The 15,605-nt window shown below is 59.1% G+C and carries 11 protein-coding genes; 9 read left to right on the top strand and 2 right to left on the bottom strand.

Features of this window, described 5'->3' with window-relative positions:
* Positions 1 to 57: 57 nt before the first annotated feature.
* The 4 genes from GGU46_RS13985 to GGU46_RS14000 all read left to right on the top strand — a co-directional run bounded on the left by GGU46_RS13985 (position 58) and on the right by GGU46_RS14000 (position 6,547).
* Positions 58 to 2,520: an outer membrane beta-barrel protein gene (locus GGU46_RS13985; RefSeq protein WP_183404161.1), complete on the top strand. Its 2,463-nt coding sequence runs from the start codon at positions 58 to 60 to the stop codon at positions 2,518 to 2,520.
* Positions 2,521 to 3,060: 540 nt separating this feature from the next.
* Entirely contained in the window at positions 3,061 to 3,786 is a 726-nt protein-coding gene (locus GGU46_RS13990; RefSeq protein ID WP_183404163.1) for an HAD family hydrolase, read from the top strand.
* A complete protein-coding gene (locus GGU46_RS13995) occupies positions 3,761 to 4,798 on the top strand; it encodes a UbiA family prenyltransferase (protein ID WP_183404164.1) in 1,038 nt (345 codons plus the stop codon). Before GGU46_RS13990 ends, GGU46_RS13995 begins: the two co-directional genes overlap by 26 nt.
* Positions 4,799 to 4,840: 42 nt before the next feature.
* The gene (locus tag GGU46_RS14000) at positions 4,841 to 6,547 is read left to right on the top strand and encodes a glycosyltransferase family 39 protein (RefSeq protein ID WP_183404165.1); all 1,707 of its coding nucleotides are present in this window, start codon (positions 4,841 to 4,843) and stop codon (positions 6,545 to 6,547) included.
* Positions 6,548 to 6,673: 126 nt separating this feature from the next.
* Here GGU46_RS14000 and GGU46_RS14005 read toward each other — a convergent pair whose 3' ends face one another.
* Both GGU46_RS14005 and porX read right to left on the bottom strand, forming a co-directional pair.
* Positions 6,674 to 7,159 (bottom strand): hypothetical protein, encoded by a 486-nt coding sequence (locus GGU46_RS14005; RefSeq protein ID WP_183404166.1) that lies wholly within the window; start codon positions 7,157 to 7,159, stop codon positions 6,674 to 6,676.
* A 60-nt stretch (positions 7,160 to 7,219) separates the two neighbouring features.
* Complete coding sequence (porX, locus tag GGU46_RS14010; protein ID WP_183404167.1) at positions 7,220 to 8,785, bottom strand: T9SS response regulator signal transducer PorX; 1,566 nt, start codon at positions 8,783 to 8,785, stop codon at positions 7,220 to 7,222.
* A gap of 294 nt (positions 8,786 to 9,079) precedes the next feature.
* Between porX and GGU46_RS14015 the strand changes: the two genes are divergently transcribed.
* The 5 genes from GGU46_RS14015 to lpxA all read left to right on the top strand — a co-directional run bounded on the left by GGU46_RS14015 (position 9,080) and on the right by lpxA (position 15,598).
* Complete coding sequence (locus GGU46_RS14015) at positions 9,080 to 10,309, top strand: HD domain-containing protein (RefSeq protein ID WP_183404168.1); 1,230 nt, start codon at positions 9,080 to 9,082, stop codon at positions 10,307 to 10,309.
* Positions 10,310 to 10,315: 6 nt separating this feature from the next.
* On the top strand, positions 10,316 to 12,118 hold the full coding sequence (locus tag GGU46_RS14020) for a hypothetical protein (RefSeq protein ID WP_183404169.1): 1,803 nt from the start codon (positions 10,316 to 10,318) through the stop codon (positions 12,116 to 12,118).
* A gap of 21 nt (positions 12,119 to 12,139) precedes the next feature.
* Positions 12,140 to 13,180 carry a UDP-3-O-(3-hydroxymyristoyl)glucosamine N-acyltransferase gene (gene lpxD / locus GGU46_RS14025; RefSeq protein WP_139922356.1) on the top strand — a complete coding sequence of 347 codons (1,041 nt, stop codon included), beginning with the start codon at positions 12,140 to 12,142 and terminating at the stop codon, positions 13,178 to 13,180.
* A 110-nt stretch (positions 13,181 to 13,290) separates the two neighbouring features.
* Positions 13,291 to 14,685 (top strand): bifunctional UDP-3-O-[3-hydroxymyristoyl] N-acetylglucosamine deacetylase/3-hydroxyacyl-ACP dehydratase, encoded by a 1,395-nt coding sequence (locus GGU46_RS14030; RefSeq protein ID WP_139922357.1) that lies wholly within the window; start codon positions 13,291 to 13,293, stop codon positions 14,683 to 14,685.
* A 112-nt stretch (positions 14,686 to 14,797) separates the two neighbouring features.
* Positions 14,798 to 15,598 (top strand): acyl-ACP--UDP-N-acetylglucosamine O-acyltransferase, encoded by an 801-nt coding sequence (gene lpxA / locus GGU46_RS14035; RefSeq protein WP_139922359.1) that lies wholly within the window; start codon positions 14,798 to 14,800, stop codon positions 15,596 to 15,598.
* The last annotated feature ends 7 nt before the right edge of the window (positions 15,599 to 15,605 follow it).

Raw genomic sequence — 15,605 nt, forward strand, 5'->3', positions numbered from 1 at the left:
GTTTGCCCGCCCGGCCCCGGATAGACTGGGCTTCCTTCTACCTTATTTTATCTACTCATGAAAAGGTTATTTGCCAAGCTGCGGCGCGGGCTTGCCTTGCTGCTGTTCGTACCCGGGCTGCCCATGCTGTCGGCAGTGGGGCAGGGTATATCGGGGCAGGTCCGGACGGAGGCCGGGGCGCCGGTGGAGTTTGCCACGCTGGTGCTGCACCGCGCCGCCGACTCAGCGGTGGTCAAGACCGAGTTCAGCGACGAGAAGGGTGGGTTCCGCTTCGAGCCGGTGGCAGCGGGCCGCTACCTGGTGTCCGCCACCCAGGTAGGTTTTGCCCGGGCGTGGGCGGGTCCGCTGGAGCTGACGGCCGGGGCTACTCCCCCACCCCTCGCCCTCACCCTGCGCCCCAGCACTGCCACGGCGCTACAGGAAGTGACCATCACGGGACAGCGCCCTACCTTCGAGCGGGCAGCGGACCGCACCGTGGTGAACGTGGAGGGTAGTCCGCTGGCGGCTGGCAACACGGCTCTGGATGTGCTGCGCCGCTCGCCCGGCGTTACGGTGGACGGCAACGACAACCTGGCTCTGCGCGGTAAGCAGGGCCTGCTGGTGCTTATTGACGGCAAACGCCAGCCCATGACGGGCACGGAGCTGGCCGACTACCTGCGGAGTCTGCCGGCGGAGCAGCTGAAAAGCATCGAGCTGATTACCAACCCGCCCGCCCAGTACGACGCCCAGGGCGGGGCCGGCGTTATTGCCATCAACCTCCGCAAAGACCAGCGCCTGGGCACCAACGGCAGCCTGAACCTGAGCTACGGCCGCAGCCAGTATAACAAGTACGTTTCGGGCCTGAGCGTAAACCACCGCCGCAAGAACCTGAACCTGTTTGGCTCCTATAACTACTCCGACCGCGCGGGCAGTAGCAAGCTCAGTATTCACCGTGACTTCTACCAGGTAAGCCCTGCGGATGTCGGGCCGCGCCAGCTGCTGCGAACCACTGACCAGGAAAACCGTTCGCCCAGCCACTCCCGCTCCCACACCTGGAAGGCGGGCCTCGACTACAACCTTTCGGAGCGGACCACCCTGGGCGGGGTCGTGAGTGGCCTGGGCAACCGCAACGAGCAGAATGCTCAAAACCAAACTCTGGTAAACGAGCCCATCTGGTTTACCCCTCAGCAGTATCGCTCAACCAATGACCGCCGGGGCCGCTTTGCAACGGTGGCCGGCAACCTGAGCCTGCGCCACACCTTCCCTGACTCGGCGGGCACCCACGAGCTGACGGCCGACGCGGATTTTGCCCGCTACCGCAACACCCGCCACCAGCGCCTGGCAACCCGCTTCAACGGGGCCGAGCAGGTAGGCGAACTTATTACGGGCGACCAGCGGGGCCTGCTCACCATTCAGTCGGCGAAGGTGGACTACGTGCAGTCCCTGACGAAGCAGGTGCGCCTGGAGACCGGGGCCAAAGCCAGCTTGGTTTCGGCCGATAACGACGTGGTATTTTATACCAACGGGGAGGTGGACCTGGGTCGCTCGAACCGCTTCCGCTACGACGAGAACATTCATGCGGGCTACCTCAACCTGCACTACAGCCAACCCAAGCTCAGCCTGCAGGCGGGCCTGCGCGGGGAACAAACCAATGCGGTGGGCCGGCAGGACGTGGTGCAGGCGGGCCGCAACCCGAACTTCGACCGGCACTATTTTCAGCTGTTTCCAAGCGCCGCCGTGAAGCGCACCTTCTCAGAGCAGCACGAAACCAGCCTTTCGCTGAGCCGCCGCATCGACCGGCCTTCCTACGGACAGCTGAATCCGTTTCGGGTAATCATCGACAAAACAACCTCCGGGGCGGGCAACCCCGACCTGCGCCCCCAAACCAGCTACAACGTCGAGCTTACCCATACCTACCGCCAGAAATACAGCCTGGGCCTGAGCTACAGCCTGACCAGCCGCCCCCTGATTGGGGTAGTGCAGCCGGAGTCAGACAGCACGGTGGTGGCTACCACCCAGAACCTTACGCGCCAGCACTACTATGCCCTCACGTTTACGGCCCCGGGGGAGGTAGCCAAGTGGTGGAGCATGTACCACAACGCCGTCTTCTACTACAGCCGTTTCGAGGGCAGCCTGGCGGGCACGAACCTTAACCGGGGCCGGGGCTCGTTTACGCTTACTTCCAACCACATCTTCACATTCGGCAAGGGCTGGAGCGCCGAGCTGAACGGCTCGTACCAGTCGCGGGAGGTGTATGGGTTTATTCTGGCCCGGCCCAACGGGGAGGTCAGCGCGGGCCTGCAGAAAAGCCTCTGGAACCGCAAAGGCACCCTGAAGCTGAGCATGGCCGACATCTTCTTTACCCAACCCCAGCGGGCCGTTTCTTCCTACGATAACTATGTAGAGCACTATTACCAGCGCCAGGATTCGCGGCAGGCCACGCTGGCCTTCACTTACCGCTTCGGCAATGAGAAGGTGGCGGCCTCCAAGCGCCGGAGCGGCGGCGCCGAGGAGGAAAAGCGGCGTGCCGGCGGCCAGTAGATCCGTAGGCTACTAGTCCGGCATATTTCCGACAGGGGAGAATCGGGGGCGTTTTGTTGCGCCGCCTGGTTCTCCCCTACCTAGTTGCGGCCATGCCGCCGCCAAGGATTTGTTGGAGCCAGCCCTGTAGCAGGAGAAAGAGGCGCAGAAAGCTACCCCTTCTACTATGGTAAACGCGAAACCAGAAAATGGCCCCCAATAGCACGGGTAAGAGGTCCGGGGGGGGGGAGGCGGTGCCGGTGTCTTGGGTGCCATATATCAGCAAGAACAGGGTGGGCTGCCGATAATGTATCCCCCGGATGGCCCCGACTACCGTCCGGCTGACGACTATTTCTGCAGTTCGGAGTGAGGCGGATACATACTATTTCTGTGTTTTGAACTATATCAATAATTTTTATACATATAAATATAATATATAATTATAAAAACCTATCTGCAAGCTAGTTGAATCATAGTTGTGCTGGACTGTAGGAGGCTTTAGGAATAGGACTGAGTCTTTTTTATTTGTGTTTAATCATTATTAATTTTAACCTTATTGATATGAACCATTCTCCATCACTTGATTGGACGGGTCTGCGTTGCGTCATTTTCGACGTGGATGGGACGCTGTATGCTCAGGACCGGCTGCGCAAACGCATGCTCCGGGCTTTGCTGCGGTACTACAGCATACGCCCCTGGAAACTCGCTGAGCTGCAGATTCTGCGCCGCTTCCGCATAGAGCGGGAAAAGCAGTCGGCTTACGCCGGGGCGGATCTGGAAGCTGACCAGTACCAGTGGGTAGCCCAAAACCGGCGCTACCCCGCGGAGCAGGTGCGGGAGGTGGTGCAGCGCTGGATGTTTCAGCATCCCAACCAGTTTCTGCTGCCTTGCCGCTACCCCGGCGTGGCCGAGTTTTTCGCGGCGCTACGGGCGCGGGGCATCACCATTGGCATCTACTCCGACTACCCCGCCCAGGAAAAGCTTGCGGCCCTGGGGCTGGCGGCTGACATCATCATCAGCTCAACGGACAAAACGGTTAACCGTCTGAAGCCCAACCCCCAGGGCTTGCTTCACATCACCCGGCAGCTGGGGCTGCTTCCGCAGCAATGCCTGTTCATCGGCGACCGGCCGGAGCTGGACGGCGCCTGCGCTGAGGCCGCCGCCATGCCCTACCTCATTGTAGATAAACAGCCTTTCCCTGCTTTCACCTTCTACGATAAACTAACGCATCACCTTTCTACAACCCCAACACCTGCCCGCTATGAATCAGACATCCATTCAGCTTGAGTCCGACAGCACGGAGCAGCCGCTGGTATTGTTACCCGCCAAGCTTAAGGACTACGTGGCTATTGCCCGCCCCGATAACTGGGCCAAAAACGTGTTTATGGTGCCCGGGATGTTGTTTGCTCTCATCGTGTACGGTACCCCCCTTGATGCGGCCCTGGTGCTGAACATGCTGCTGGGGGTAGTGAGCACCTGCCTGGTGGCCTCGGCCAACTATGTTATCAACGAGTACCTGGATGCTGAATTTGACAAGTTTCATCCGCTGAAGAAAAAGCGTACCTCGGTAGTGCGGGTCGTGAATCCGGTGCTGGTGTACTCCGAGTGGTTTGGGCTGGCGGCCGTGGGCCTTGCTATCGGCTACTCCATCAGCGTACAGTTTTTGTGCGTGTCGGCATTTCTGCTGTTTATGGGCGTGCTGTACAACGTGCGCCCTTTCCGCACGAAGGAGCGGCCCTACATCGATGTGCTGTCGGAATCGGTGAACAACCCCATCCGGTTTGCCCTCGGCTGGTTTACCATTGCCCCGGCCCTGAGCATTGCCACCATGGATAGCGCGCAGCTGTTCAACAGCTTCCCGCCCACCAGCATCATTATTGCCTACTGGATGGGGGGCGCCTACCTCATGGCGACCAAGCGCTTTGCCGAGTACCGCCTCATCGGGGACCCGGAGCGGGCCGGGCTGTACCGCCGCTCCTTCAAGTTCTACACCGAGCACAGCCTGCTCATCTCCATGTTTTTTTATGCCCTTACCTCGGCTTTTTTCCTGGGCATCTTCCTGATTAAGAACCGGGTAGAGTTGCTAATCAGCTTCCCGTTTTTCGCCCTGCTGTTTTCCTGGTATCTGCGTATTGGCCTGCTGAAGGATTCTCCGGTACAAGGCTCCGAAAAGCTATACACCCGCAAGTGGTTTATGCTCTACGTGGTGCTGTTCTGCCTGATGCTCACGGCCCTGATGTTCGTTGACATCCCGGGGTTGCACTCGTTGCTGGAAGACCATTTCCAGCTTAACCACTAGGCCGGAGGCCTCCTTCTTATCGGCGTTTCATCTACTCCCTGTATGCTGGCCTACTTCAAGTCGACCACCTCTCCCACTCTGCCCGCGTGGCAGACCGGCGCTTCGGTGCTGCGCCCGCGCCCGGCCACCCAGCCTAACGCTGCGCGCTTGTTTCTGGGTTTGCTACTGGCCCTGGGGGTAGGTGTGCGGTTGTTTCACTTTCTGGATAACCGCTCCTTCTTCATAGACGAGATATACCTTAACGTTAATACCATTAAAATGGGCTTCTGGGACCTGGCCACCCAGCCCTTCGAGTACGAGCAGAAGGCGCCCATTGGCTACCTGTGGGTTTCGCGCCTGTGCGTGCTGCTATTCGGCAAGAAGGAAATGGCCCTGCGGCTGTTTCCGCTGCTGTGCGGCATCGGCTCATTGGTGACCTTTGCGGCGGTGGCCCGCCACTACCTCAGCAGCTGGGGGGCGCTGGTGGCCGTGGGCGTGCTGGCTTTGTCGCCGGCCTGCGTGTACCACTCGGTGGAGGCCAAGCAGTACAGCACCGAGCTGTTTGTGGCTACCCTGGCCCTGTGGCTGTACATCCGGTACCAGGGCCGCCCCGACGTGGCTTCGCTGGTTACGTGGGGGGTGCTGGGGGCCGTGGCGCTCTGGTTTTCCTTTTCGGCCATTTTCGTGCTGGCCAGCATGGCCATTGCCGTTAGTGCCCGCTGGGTGCTGACCACGCGCTGGCGCAAGTTTCTGCTGTACCTGATTCCGTTTTCGCTGTGGCTGGTGAGTTTTGCGGTGCAGTACTACTTCATCATCAGCAAGTACCCGCAGTCGGGGTGGCTGATTGATTTCTTCGACAAGGTGTACCAGGGCTTCATGCCCCTACCCCCTACCTCGGCTGCCGACGTGCTCTGGTACGGGCAGCGGCCCTACAACCTGCTCGTGCATCCGCTGGGGGTGCTGCTCATCCTCGACGGCGACCTGGCCCAGTGGCAGGCTACCAGCTGGCGCTACCTGTTCAAGCTGGGCTGGTTGCCGGCAAGCCTGATCCTGGGCGGCATGGGCCTGCTGTTCCGGCGGCGCACCCTGTTTTTTTGCCTGCTGCTGCCGCTGCTGTTTGCCTTGCTGGTTTCGGCCCTGCGCATGTATCCGTTTTACAGCCGCTTCGTGCTGTTTCTGGCCCCGGCCCTGCTGCTGTTTCTGGGGGCGGGCGTGGATGGGCTGCGGGAGTTGCTAGCCCGGCACCGGCCGGTGTTCTACGGGGTGCTGGTGCTGCTGGCCCTGCCGGTGTGCATCAATACGGGCCGGCAGCTGACCAACCGCGACCTGTTCATGAACTACGAGGATAACCGCGGGCCCCTGCTCTACATCAACCAGCACTACCAGCCCGGCGACGTAGTGTACGTGTTCTGGAACATGACCCACGCCTACCAGTACTACAAGGAAGCCTACCCCCTGCGCTACGACGCCATTCAGGGCCGCAACCTGAAAAACGTTTCCCAGGACCCCGCCGACTTTCTGCGCAGGCTCCAGCCCGAACTTGCCGCCATTCGGGGCAAAAAGCGGCTCTGGTTTGTGTTCGATTACCTGAACCGCAACGCCATTGGCGAGTACGTGGGGCGGCCCGCCTGGTACCACACCCAGTATTTCTACGCCACCACCGAGGTGCAGAACCTGTTCAACCAAGTAGGCCGGAAGGTGGATGAGTACCACAGCAAGCCCTACAACAAGTACCCCCACACCGCCGTGTTGTACGAGTTGAACCAGTAGCCGTATCCTGTCGCTAGGCTATGCTGACTCAGCCCTTCCTCTAATTGCAGCAAGGCATGAGTTTTTTTGAACAAGGCACTTTATTAAATAAAAAGGCCGCCTGGATGGGTGGCCTTTTTTGAAATACTATATCAACGGGAACAGGACCCTGATGCCATTCTCGACATCAGCGTATTCCTCAACTTCATAATGTTTACCGTAACACTTTATCACCCTTTTATCTACTGAAGGTTTAAGTAATATAATTTCATCGCCTGAAATTAGCTTTCTAACTTGGTAGCCTGCTTCATTTACCACTACTGCATCAATCAGCTTCCTCACCAGAAGAATATTTCTCAGAGGCAGAGCTATGTACAAGGCAAACATCAGCGGAAAAAACAAAAGATAAACAGGTGTTCTTAACGCAACATCAAGCGTAGGATCATTAAATAACCGAAAGAGCTTGTATACTAAAATAACCCCGAGAAGTACGCTACTAATAATTACTACCCTGACTGATTTTTTATATTGTTTGTTAAGCAACACAGATGTTGTTTCTGTAACTTCTTTACCTTCCATCTTACTCAGGGCTAAAGAATTAATATCTGGATGTAAAATTAGTGAAGCAATCATTAAAAAAAGCGGCGAAGCATATGCTTCGCCGCTTTTCTACTATTGGTACATCATGACTACCTACCCCTTCGGGCTGAGCACGACGTAGGGAATGATGCATTCCTCCAGCGAGATGCCGCCGTGCTGGAACGTGTCCTTGTAGTAATTCACGTAGTAGTTGTAGTTGTTGGGGTAGGCGAAAAAGTAGTCGCCGACGGTGAAGACGTAGGCGGTGCTGACGTTTTCGCGGGGTAGGAAAATGCGCTCCGGCTTGCGCACCGTGTACACGTCCTTGCTGTCGTCGAAGCCCAGGTTTTTGCCGTGCTTGTAGCGTAGGTTGGTGTTGGTGTTCCGGTCGCCCACAATCTTGTAGGGGCGCTTTACCCGAATGGTGCCGTGGTCGGTGGTGATGATGAGCTTGCCCTTCTTCTCCGAAATGGTCTGCAGCATCTCGTACAGGGGCGAGTGCAGAAACCACGAGCGGGTAATGCTGCGGTACGCCGACTCATCGGCAGCCAGCTCCCGGATCATGGCCATATCGGTGCGGGCGTGGCTGAGCATGTCCACGAAATTGTAGACGATGACGTTGAGCTTGTAGTTGTTGTGCAGGTTGGCCATTTTGCCCAGCAAGTCTTTGCCGGCCTGCAGGTTGGTTACCTTGTTGTAGCTGTACTTGTGCTTCTGGCCGGCCTTCTGGAACATGATTTCCATAAACTCGGCCTCGTGCATGTTTTTGCCCTCATCGTCGTCGTCCCACACCCACAGGTTGGGGTACTTCTTCTGGATTTCGCCGGGCATCATGCCCGAGAAGATGGCGTTGCGGGCGTAAGCGGTGGTAGTGGGCAGAATGCTGTAGTAGGTTTCCTCGGAATCCACCGTGAACAGGTCGGCAATGATGGGCTCCAGCACCTTCCACTGGTCGTAGCGCAGGTTGTCGATGAGCACGAAGTACACGGGCGTGTCGCCGGTATCCTTCAGCATCGGGAACACCCGCTCCTTGAACAGCTGGTGCGACATGAGCGGGGCGTCCTCGTCGTCGCCGTTCACCCAGTCCTCGTAGTTTTCCGTGATAAAGCGGCCGAAATAGGTGTTGGCCTCGTCCTTCTGCATGTTAAAGACGTCGGCCATGCTCTTGCCCTCCGTCTCGTTGATTTCCAGCTCCCAGTACACCAGCTTCTTGTACACATCAGCCCACTCCGAAGGGCTGAGGCGGTCGGAGAGCTGCATGCCCAGCTGGCGGAAGTCGCGCTGGTAGCCGCTGTTGGTGGCCTCGCTCACCAGGCGCTTGTTGTCGAGCACCTTTTTCACCGACAGCAGAATCTGGTTGGGGTTTACCGGCTTGATGAGGTAGTCGGCAATTTTGGCCCCGATGGCCGATTCCATGATGTGCTCCTCCTCGCTCTTGGTAATCATGACCACGGGCACGGTGGGGCGCACGGCCTTGATTTCGGTGAGGGTTTCGAGGCCCGTCAGGCCGGGCATATTTTCATCCAAGAACACGATGTCGTAGGTCTTCTCCTGAATTTCCTCAATGGCATCGGCCCCGGAGTTTACGCCGGTCACGTCGTAGCCTTTTTCTTTAAGGAAGAGAATGTGGGGTTTCAGGAGGTCGATTTCGTCATCGGCCCAGAGAATGGAGTATTGCATGAGTTGGGGTCTTGGGGACGTTGATGATCAAGGACTTACTTGCAGCCTACGACCACCAAGAGGTTTGTTTTTTATTGTCGAGCAAGCGCGTTGCCGCCTTACATACGTAAGAGAGTAACCAAATAGCGGCAAAAAATATTGCGCAAGGTAAATTCCCGGTGAAATTAGGGTGTTGGTTTTGCTGGGTCACTTCCGTTAATCGGGGTGTTTTTACTGTAGTCTGCGCTACTACTGCTTCCTTTGCCGTGCCCTACCCCTGCGGTATGCGCCAACCCCTTGTAATTCTCAAGTCCCTTGAATAAGAAAAAGATCTTCAACGACCCGGTGTATGGCTTCGTGACCATCCCGACGGAGTTGCTGTTTGACCTGATTGAGCACACGTATTTCCAGCGCCTGCGCCGGATTCAGCAGCTGGGCCTCACCAGTTTCGTGTACCCCGGGGCCCTGCACACGCGCTTTCACCACGCCCTGGGCGCCATGCACCTCATGACCCTGGCCCTGCGCACGCTCAAGGACAAGGGTATTAAGATTTCGGCTAAGGAAGGCGAGGCGGCTATGGCGGCCATTCTGCTGCACGACGTAGGCCACGGCCCGCTCTCCCACGCCCTGGAGCACAGCATCTTCCATAAAGTACACCACGAGGAGCTGAGCCTGCACCTGATGCGCAAGCTCAACGCTCAGTTTAACGGCGCGCTGGATTTAGCCATTCAGATTTTCGAGGGCACGTACTCGCGGCCGTTCTTTCACCAGCTGGTGAGCTCCCAGCTCGACATGGACCGCCTGGACTACCTCAACCGCGACTCGTTTTACACCGGCGTGCAGGAAGGCCGCCCCGGCGCCGACCGCCTTATCAAGATGCTGACGGTGGTAGATGAGCGGCTGGTGCTGGAAGAAAAGGCAGTGTACAGCATCGAGAATTTTCTGGTGAGCCGCCGGCTGATGTACTGGCAGGTGTATCTGCACAAAACCGTGACGAGCGCCGAGCAGATGGTTATCCGGATTATGCAGCACGCCCGCGCGCTGGTGCGCAAGGGCGTGGACGTGCCGGCCTCGCCCAACCTGCAGTTCTTTCTCTCGCGCAGCGTAACTCAGCAGGAGTTTGAGCAGGACGACGAGATTCTGCGCCGCTTCACCCGCCTGGACGACACCGACGTGTGGGGCGCCGTGAAGCTCTGGGCCGACCACCCCGACAAAGTGCTCAACTACCTGGCCCAAAGCCTGCTGGACCGGCACCTGTTCAAAATCACTCTCCAGACCGAGCCCTTCGATGAAGATTTCCAGCTGGGCATTGTGGAGCTGATTGCTGAGCACTTCCAGCTTTCGCACGAGGACGCCGCCCAACTCATGCTCACCGGCCGCATCAGTAACAACGCCTACGATATTGGCGGCGAGGACCCCATTGATGTGCTCACCAAACGGGGCCGGGTGGTCAACGTAGCGGAGGCGTCGGACCTGCCCAATATTCGCGCTATCAGCCAGCGCGTGGAGAAGCATTATATCTGCTACCCCAAGGAAATCCTGTAAGCCGGCATGCGCGCTCTGCTTCGCCGTTTATTTTCAGAGTTGCCCCTGGGCCTGCTGGCGCTGTTTTTCCTGGTGCTAAGCGGTAGTCTGGCGGTACTCTACAGCTGGGTTTCCATCCCCGATCTGCACGCGTTGCGCCAGGCCATCTATGCGCGCAACGACATGCCGGAGTTTGTGCTGCCGGTTACACCGGGCCGCTACGCCGCGCTGCGCTGGGGGTTGTGGGGGGTAGCGCTGGGCGCCTTCGCAACGGTGGCGTACCTGGTTCGAAGCGGGCGTTTCCAGCCGGAAATGCGGGAGCTGGGGCGGCAGTTTCGGCACGCCTCCGCTAGCACAGCCCACACCGTGGAGCAGGCTTCCAAAGCCGAAAAACTACTGGCGGGTCTGCTGCTGCTCGGGGTGCTGGCCCTGCGCCTGTACTACGCCCGGGTGTATCCGCTCAGTACCGATGAGGTAGCCACCTACGACTACTTTGTGAGTGGAGGCCCGGTGGCTATTACCAGCTTCTACCCCATCCCGAATAACCATGTGCTGTTTAGCCTTAGCTGCTGGGCAGTAAGCAGGTTTACTGCTCACGACATGCTGATTCTGCGGCTGCCTACCTTGCTCATCAGCCTGGTGGGTACCGTGCTGGCTTACGCCCTGCTGGTGCGCGTTACTACTTTCCGGGTTGCCACGCTGGCAGTAGGGTTGTTCAGCCTTTCGCCCCTGAGTTTGTACTACGCCATGGCGGGCCGGGGCTACTTCCTGCTGATTGCGCTGGCAATAGCGCAGTTTTTCGCGGCCCTGGCTGTTGTGCACTCCACCCGCTGGCGGCAGTTGGGCTGGGCCGGGTTTGTGGTAGCGGGCATCCTGGGGCTCTATACTATTCCTACGTACGCCTACCCCCTGGTTTCGCTCGGAGTCTGGGCGGGCCTGGTGTTTCTGCGGCGCCGTGATATGGCCGGGCTGGCTTCTCTGCTGGGGGCCAGTGCGCTGGTGGGCGCCGGGGCGCTGGTGGCCTATGCACCGGTTATCAGCGTCTCGGGGCTGCGGGCTTTGGCGGCCAACAGCTACATCGCCCCCCAAAGCCTCACGGATTTCTGGCGCTCCTACGCGCTGTACCTGTTGAAGCCCGCCCGGGAGCTATTTGGGCATGAGCAGCTGAGTGCCCCGGGGTTCGTGGGGCTGCTGGTAGCGGCGCTGGCGGTGCTGCCGGCCCTGCCCCGCCCCTGGCGCCGGGTGGCCCTGCCGGCCCTGCTACTGGTGCTGCTGCCCTTCGTGTTCATGCCCATGCAGCGGGTGTACAGCCCGGCCCGGGTGCTACTGTACGCGGCGTTTTTCTTTTTTGTGGGGGTAGCCGTACTGGGCGAGTGGCTGCTGCGGCGGCTGCGCGTACCGCCCCGGCTGGGCCTGGCCAGTATAGGGGTAATACTTTGTTTGTATGGCACTTACCAGGCTGCCCACTTTCGCTACGCCGTGCGCTCAGCCCAGAACATGGCCCGGCAGCTGGAGGGCTCCTACGCCTGGCTGCGGCGGCAGCAACCGCACCGGGTGTACTTCGCGGCCCCATTTCATAAGCTCTACTTCCACCACTACGCCCTAACCACGGGCTACCCCCTGCACGTATTCGAAGCCGCTTCGGCGCCGGGTACCCGCTTTGATTACGTGGTGCTGGTGCGCGGGCAAACGGTAGGGCCGCCCTGGTGTTCCCCACCGACTTACCGCCCCGTTTATTCTGATGAGGGTGCCACTATCTACCAGAGCGCTGAGCACCCGGCCGCGCGCCCGCCCCAGCCCCCGGCAGCGGCACCCCGCGCCGGGAAATAGATATTTCTCTACTTTTGCCCGATGGAATTTACCGTAGGTCAGATAGCAGAAGTACTGCGCGGAACCGTGGAAGGAGACGCCACGCAGCCAATTAACCGCTTGGCCAAAATTGAAGAAGCCCAGGCCGGCGCCCTCTCCTTTCTCTCGAACCCGAAGTACGAGCCTTACCTCTATAGTACGGGGGCATCGGCGGTTATCGTGAGTCGGGCCCTGGAGCTGCGGCAGCCTGTTACGGCCGCCCTCATCCGGGTGGAGGACCCCTACACCAGCTTTACCACCCTGCTTGAGTTCTACCAGCAAGCTACCCGCACCGGCAAGCGCGGCGTAGAAGAGCCCGCCTACCTGGCCGCCAGCTCCCGCATCGGCGAAAACCATTACCGTGGCGCCTTCTCCTATATTGGGGAGAACTGCGAAATCGGGCGCGACGTGGTGATTTTTCCGCACGTTTTCATCGGCGACCGGTGCAAAATCGGGGATGGCACTATCCTTTACGCTGGGGCCAAGGTGTACGCCGAAACCGTTATCGGGGCACGCTGCACCATTCATGCGGGCGCTGTACTCGGCTCCGATGGCTTCGGCTTCGCGCCCCAGCCCGACGGCTCCTACCGCACTATTCCGCAGATTGGCAACGTGGTGCTGGAAGACAACGTGAGCATTGGGGCCAACGCCACCATCGACTGCGCCACCATGGGCTCGACCATCATCCGGGAGGGCGCCAAAATCGACAACCTGGTGCAGATTGCCCACAACGTGGAGGTAGGCCGCCACACGGTTATTGCTTCCCAGTCGGGCGTGTCGGGCTCCACCAAAATCGGCGACTTCTGTGTGTTGGCCGGCCAAACGGGGCTGGCCGGGCACCTCACCCTTGCCAACCGCACCACGGTTACGGCCCAGTCGGGGGTAGGAAAATCCATTAAGCAGGAAGGCGTGCTGCTGCAGGGCTCCCCCGCTTTCAACCTGCGCGACAGTCTGCGCGCCAATGCCGTGTTCCGCCATCTGCCCGACCTGGAGCGCCGCCTCACCCTTCTGGAACGCAGCCGCACCGAACCGGAAAAGCCCTAGCTTTGCAGTCTATTGAGTTGTCAGTTGCCAATTGCCAGTTGCCGGGTCCGTTCTGTTTTCTGATGGCCTGCTTCCTGACAACTGGCAACTGACAACTGACAACTCAGAAAATGAACGACAAGCAACATACCATCAAGGCCCCCGTCACCGTGAGTGGCATTGGCCTTCATACCGGCGTGCAGGCCACCATGACGTTCTGCCCCGCCCCCATCAACCACGGCTATAAGTTTCAGCGCATCGATTTGCCCGGCCAGCCCCTCGTGGATGCCGACGTGGACAACGTGGTGGACCTCTCGCGCGGCACGACCATCGAGCAGAACGGCGCCCGCGTGAACACCGTGGAGCACACGCTGGCCGCCCTGGTAGGCCTGCAGATTGATAATGTGCTGATTCAGCTGGACGGGCCCGAGCCGCCCATCATGGACGGTTCCAGCTTCGAGTTCATCAAGCCCCTGCAGGAAGTGGGCCTGGAAGAGCAGAACGCCCTGCGCAATTACTTCGAGATTCCCGACGAAATCCGCTACGTGGACAACGGCCGGGCTGTGGAGCTGGCGGCCCTGCCCCTGAACAACTACCGCCTCACGGTAATGGTCGATTACAACTCGCCGGTGCTGGGCTCGCAACACGCTTCCCTGACCCACATCGACCAGTTCACCTCCGAAATTGCCTCGTCGCGCACGTTCTGCTTTCTGCACGAGCTGGAGGCACTCTACAAATCCAACCTCATCAAGGGCGGCGATTTGAGCAACGCCATTGTGGTGGTTGACCGGGTGGTAAGCGACGAGGAGCTGGACGAGCTAGCGACCATGCTGGGCAAGCCCAAAGTGGCCGTGAAAAAGGAAGGCATTCTCAACAACGTGGACCTGCGCTACAAAAACGAGCCGGCCCGCCACAAGCTCCTCGATTTGGTAGGCGACCTGGCCCTGGTGGGCCGCCCGCTGAAAGGCCAGATTCTGGCCGCCCGCCCGGGGCACGCGGCCAACGTGGCCTTTGCCAAGCGCATCAAGAAAAAGATGATGGAGGCCCACACCAGCGCCGTGCCCACCTACGACCCTACGCGCGAGCCGGTGATGGACATCAACAAAATCAGCGCCATCCTGCCCCACCGCTACCCCTTCCTGCTCATCGATAAAATTATTCACCTGGATGCCAACACGGTAACCGGGGTGAAGAACGTTACGATGAACGAACCCTTCTTTCCTGGTCACTTCCCCGGTAACCCCGTGATGCCCGGCGTACTGCAGATTGAGGCCATGGCCCAGACCGGGGGCATTCTGGTACTGAACACCGTGCCGGACCCCGAAAACTACTGGACCTATTTTCTGGGTATCGAGAATTGCCGCTTCCGCCGCATGGTGAAACCCGGCGACACCATCATCTTCAAGTGCGACCTGACGGCCCCCATCAAGCGCGGTATTGCCAAAATGAGCGGGAAAGCCTACGTGAACGGGAAAGTGGTGATGGAAGCCGAAATGTCGGCCAGCATCGTCCGGAAGAACGCCTGATTTTCAATTAGTAATTAATAATTAAGAATGTATAATTCTCATACGACATCCGCTTCCCGGGTCATTGAGGCATTTCTTAATTATTAATTCTTAATTACTAATTACCCAACGAATGAACCAGCCGCTCGCCTATATTCACCCCGAAGCCAAAATCGCCCAGAACGTGGTAGTGGAGCCGTTCACGACCATCGACAAGGACGTGGAAATCGGGGAAGGCACCTGGATTGGGCCCAACGTGACCATCATGGCGGGGGCCCGTATCGGCAAAAACTGCAAGATTTTTCCCGGCGCCGTTATTGCCGCCCAACCCCAGGACCTCAAGTTTGCCGGCGAGAAAACCACCGTGCACATCGGGGATAATACGGTAGTGCGCGAGTGCGTGACAGTGAACCGCGGCACCGTGGACAAGCTCAAAACCGTAGTGGGCAGCAACTGCCTGCTGATGGCCTACGTGCACATTGCCCACGACTGCGTGATTGGCGACAACTGCATTCTGGCCAACACGGTGCAGGTGGCGGGTCACGTAGAGGTGGGTGACTACGCCATTGTGGGCGGGTCTTCGGCCATTCACCAATTTGTGCGCATCGGGGCCCACGCCATGATTTCCGGGGGCTCCCTGATCCGGAAGGATGTGCCGCCCTTCGTGAAGGCCGGCCGCGAGCCGCTTAGCTACGCGGGCATCAACAGCATTGGGCTGCGCCGCCGCGGCTTCTCCGACCAGAAGATTTCCGAGATTCAGCAGCTCTACCGCCTGCTGTTCATGAGCGGCCTGAACAACAACGCCGCCCTCGACCAGATTGAGCTGGAACTGGCTCCTTCGCCCGAGCGCGACGAGGTAGTAAACTTCATCCGTAACTCGGGCCGTGGCGTCATTAAGGGCTACGGCCGTAACGGCAACGGCAACGGCGAGTAGATTTCGG

It is taken from the genome of Hymenobacter latericoloratus (assembly GCF_014199535.1).
Taxonomy (GTDB): Bacteria; Bacteroidota; Bacteroidia; order Cytophagales; family Hymenobacteraceae; genus Hymenobacter; species Hymenobacter latericoloratus.

Coding starts and splice junctions, on each gene's coding strand:
- GGU46_RS13985 (WP_183404161.1), top strand. CDS start 58: ATGAAAAGGTTATTTGCCAAGCTGCGGCGCGGGCTTGCCTTGCTGCTG.
- GGU46_RS13990 (WP_183404163.1), top strand. CDS start 3,061: ATGAACCATTCTCCATCACTTGATTGGACGGGTCTGCGTTGCGTCATT.
- GGU46_RS13995 (WP_183404164.1), top strand. CDS start 3,761: ATGAATCAGACATCCATTCAGCTTGAGTCCGACAGCACGGAGCAGCCG.
- GGU46_RS14000 (WP_183404165.1), top strand. CDS start 4,841: ATGCTGGCCTACTTCAAGTCGACCACCTCTCCCACTCTGCCCGCGTGG.
- GGU46_RS14005 (WP_183404166.1), bottom strand. CDS start 7,159: ATGATTGCTTCACTAATTTTACATCCAGATATTAATTCTTTAGCCCTG.
- porX (WP_183404167.1), bottom strand. CDS start 8,785: ATGCAATACTCCATTCTCTGGGCCGATGACGAAATCGACCTCCTGAAA.
- GGU46_RS14020 (WP_183404169.1), top strand. CDS start 10,316: ATGCGCGCTCTGCTTCGCCGTTTATTTTCAGAGTTGCCCCTGGGCCTG.
- lpxD (WP_139922356.1), top strand. CDS start 12,140: ATGGAATTTACCGTAGGTCAGATAGCAGAAGTACTGCGCGGAACCGTG.
- GGU46_RS14030 (WP_139922357.1), top strand. CDS start 13,291: ATGAACGACAAGCAACATACCATCAAGGCCCCCGTCACCGTGAGTGGC.
- lpxA (WP_139922359.1), top strand. CDS start 14,798: ATGAACCAGCCGCTCGCCTATATTCACCCCGAAGCCAAAATCGCCCAG.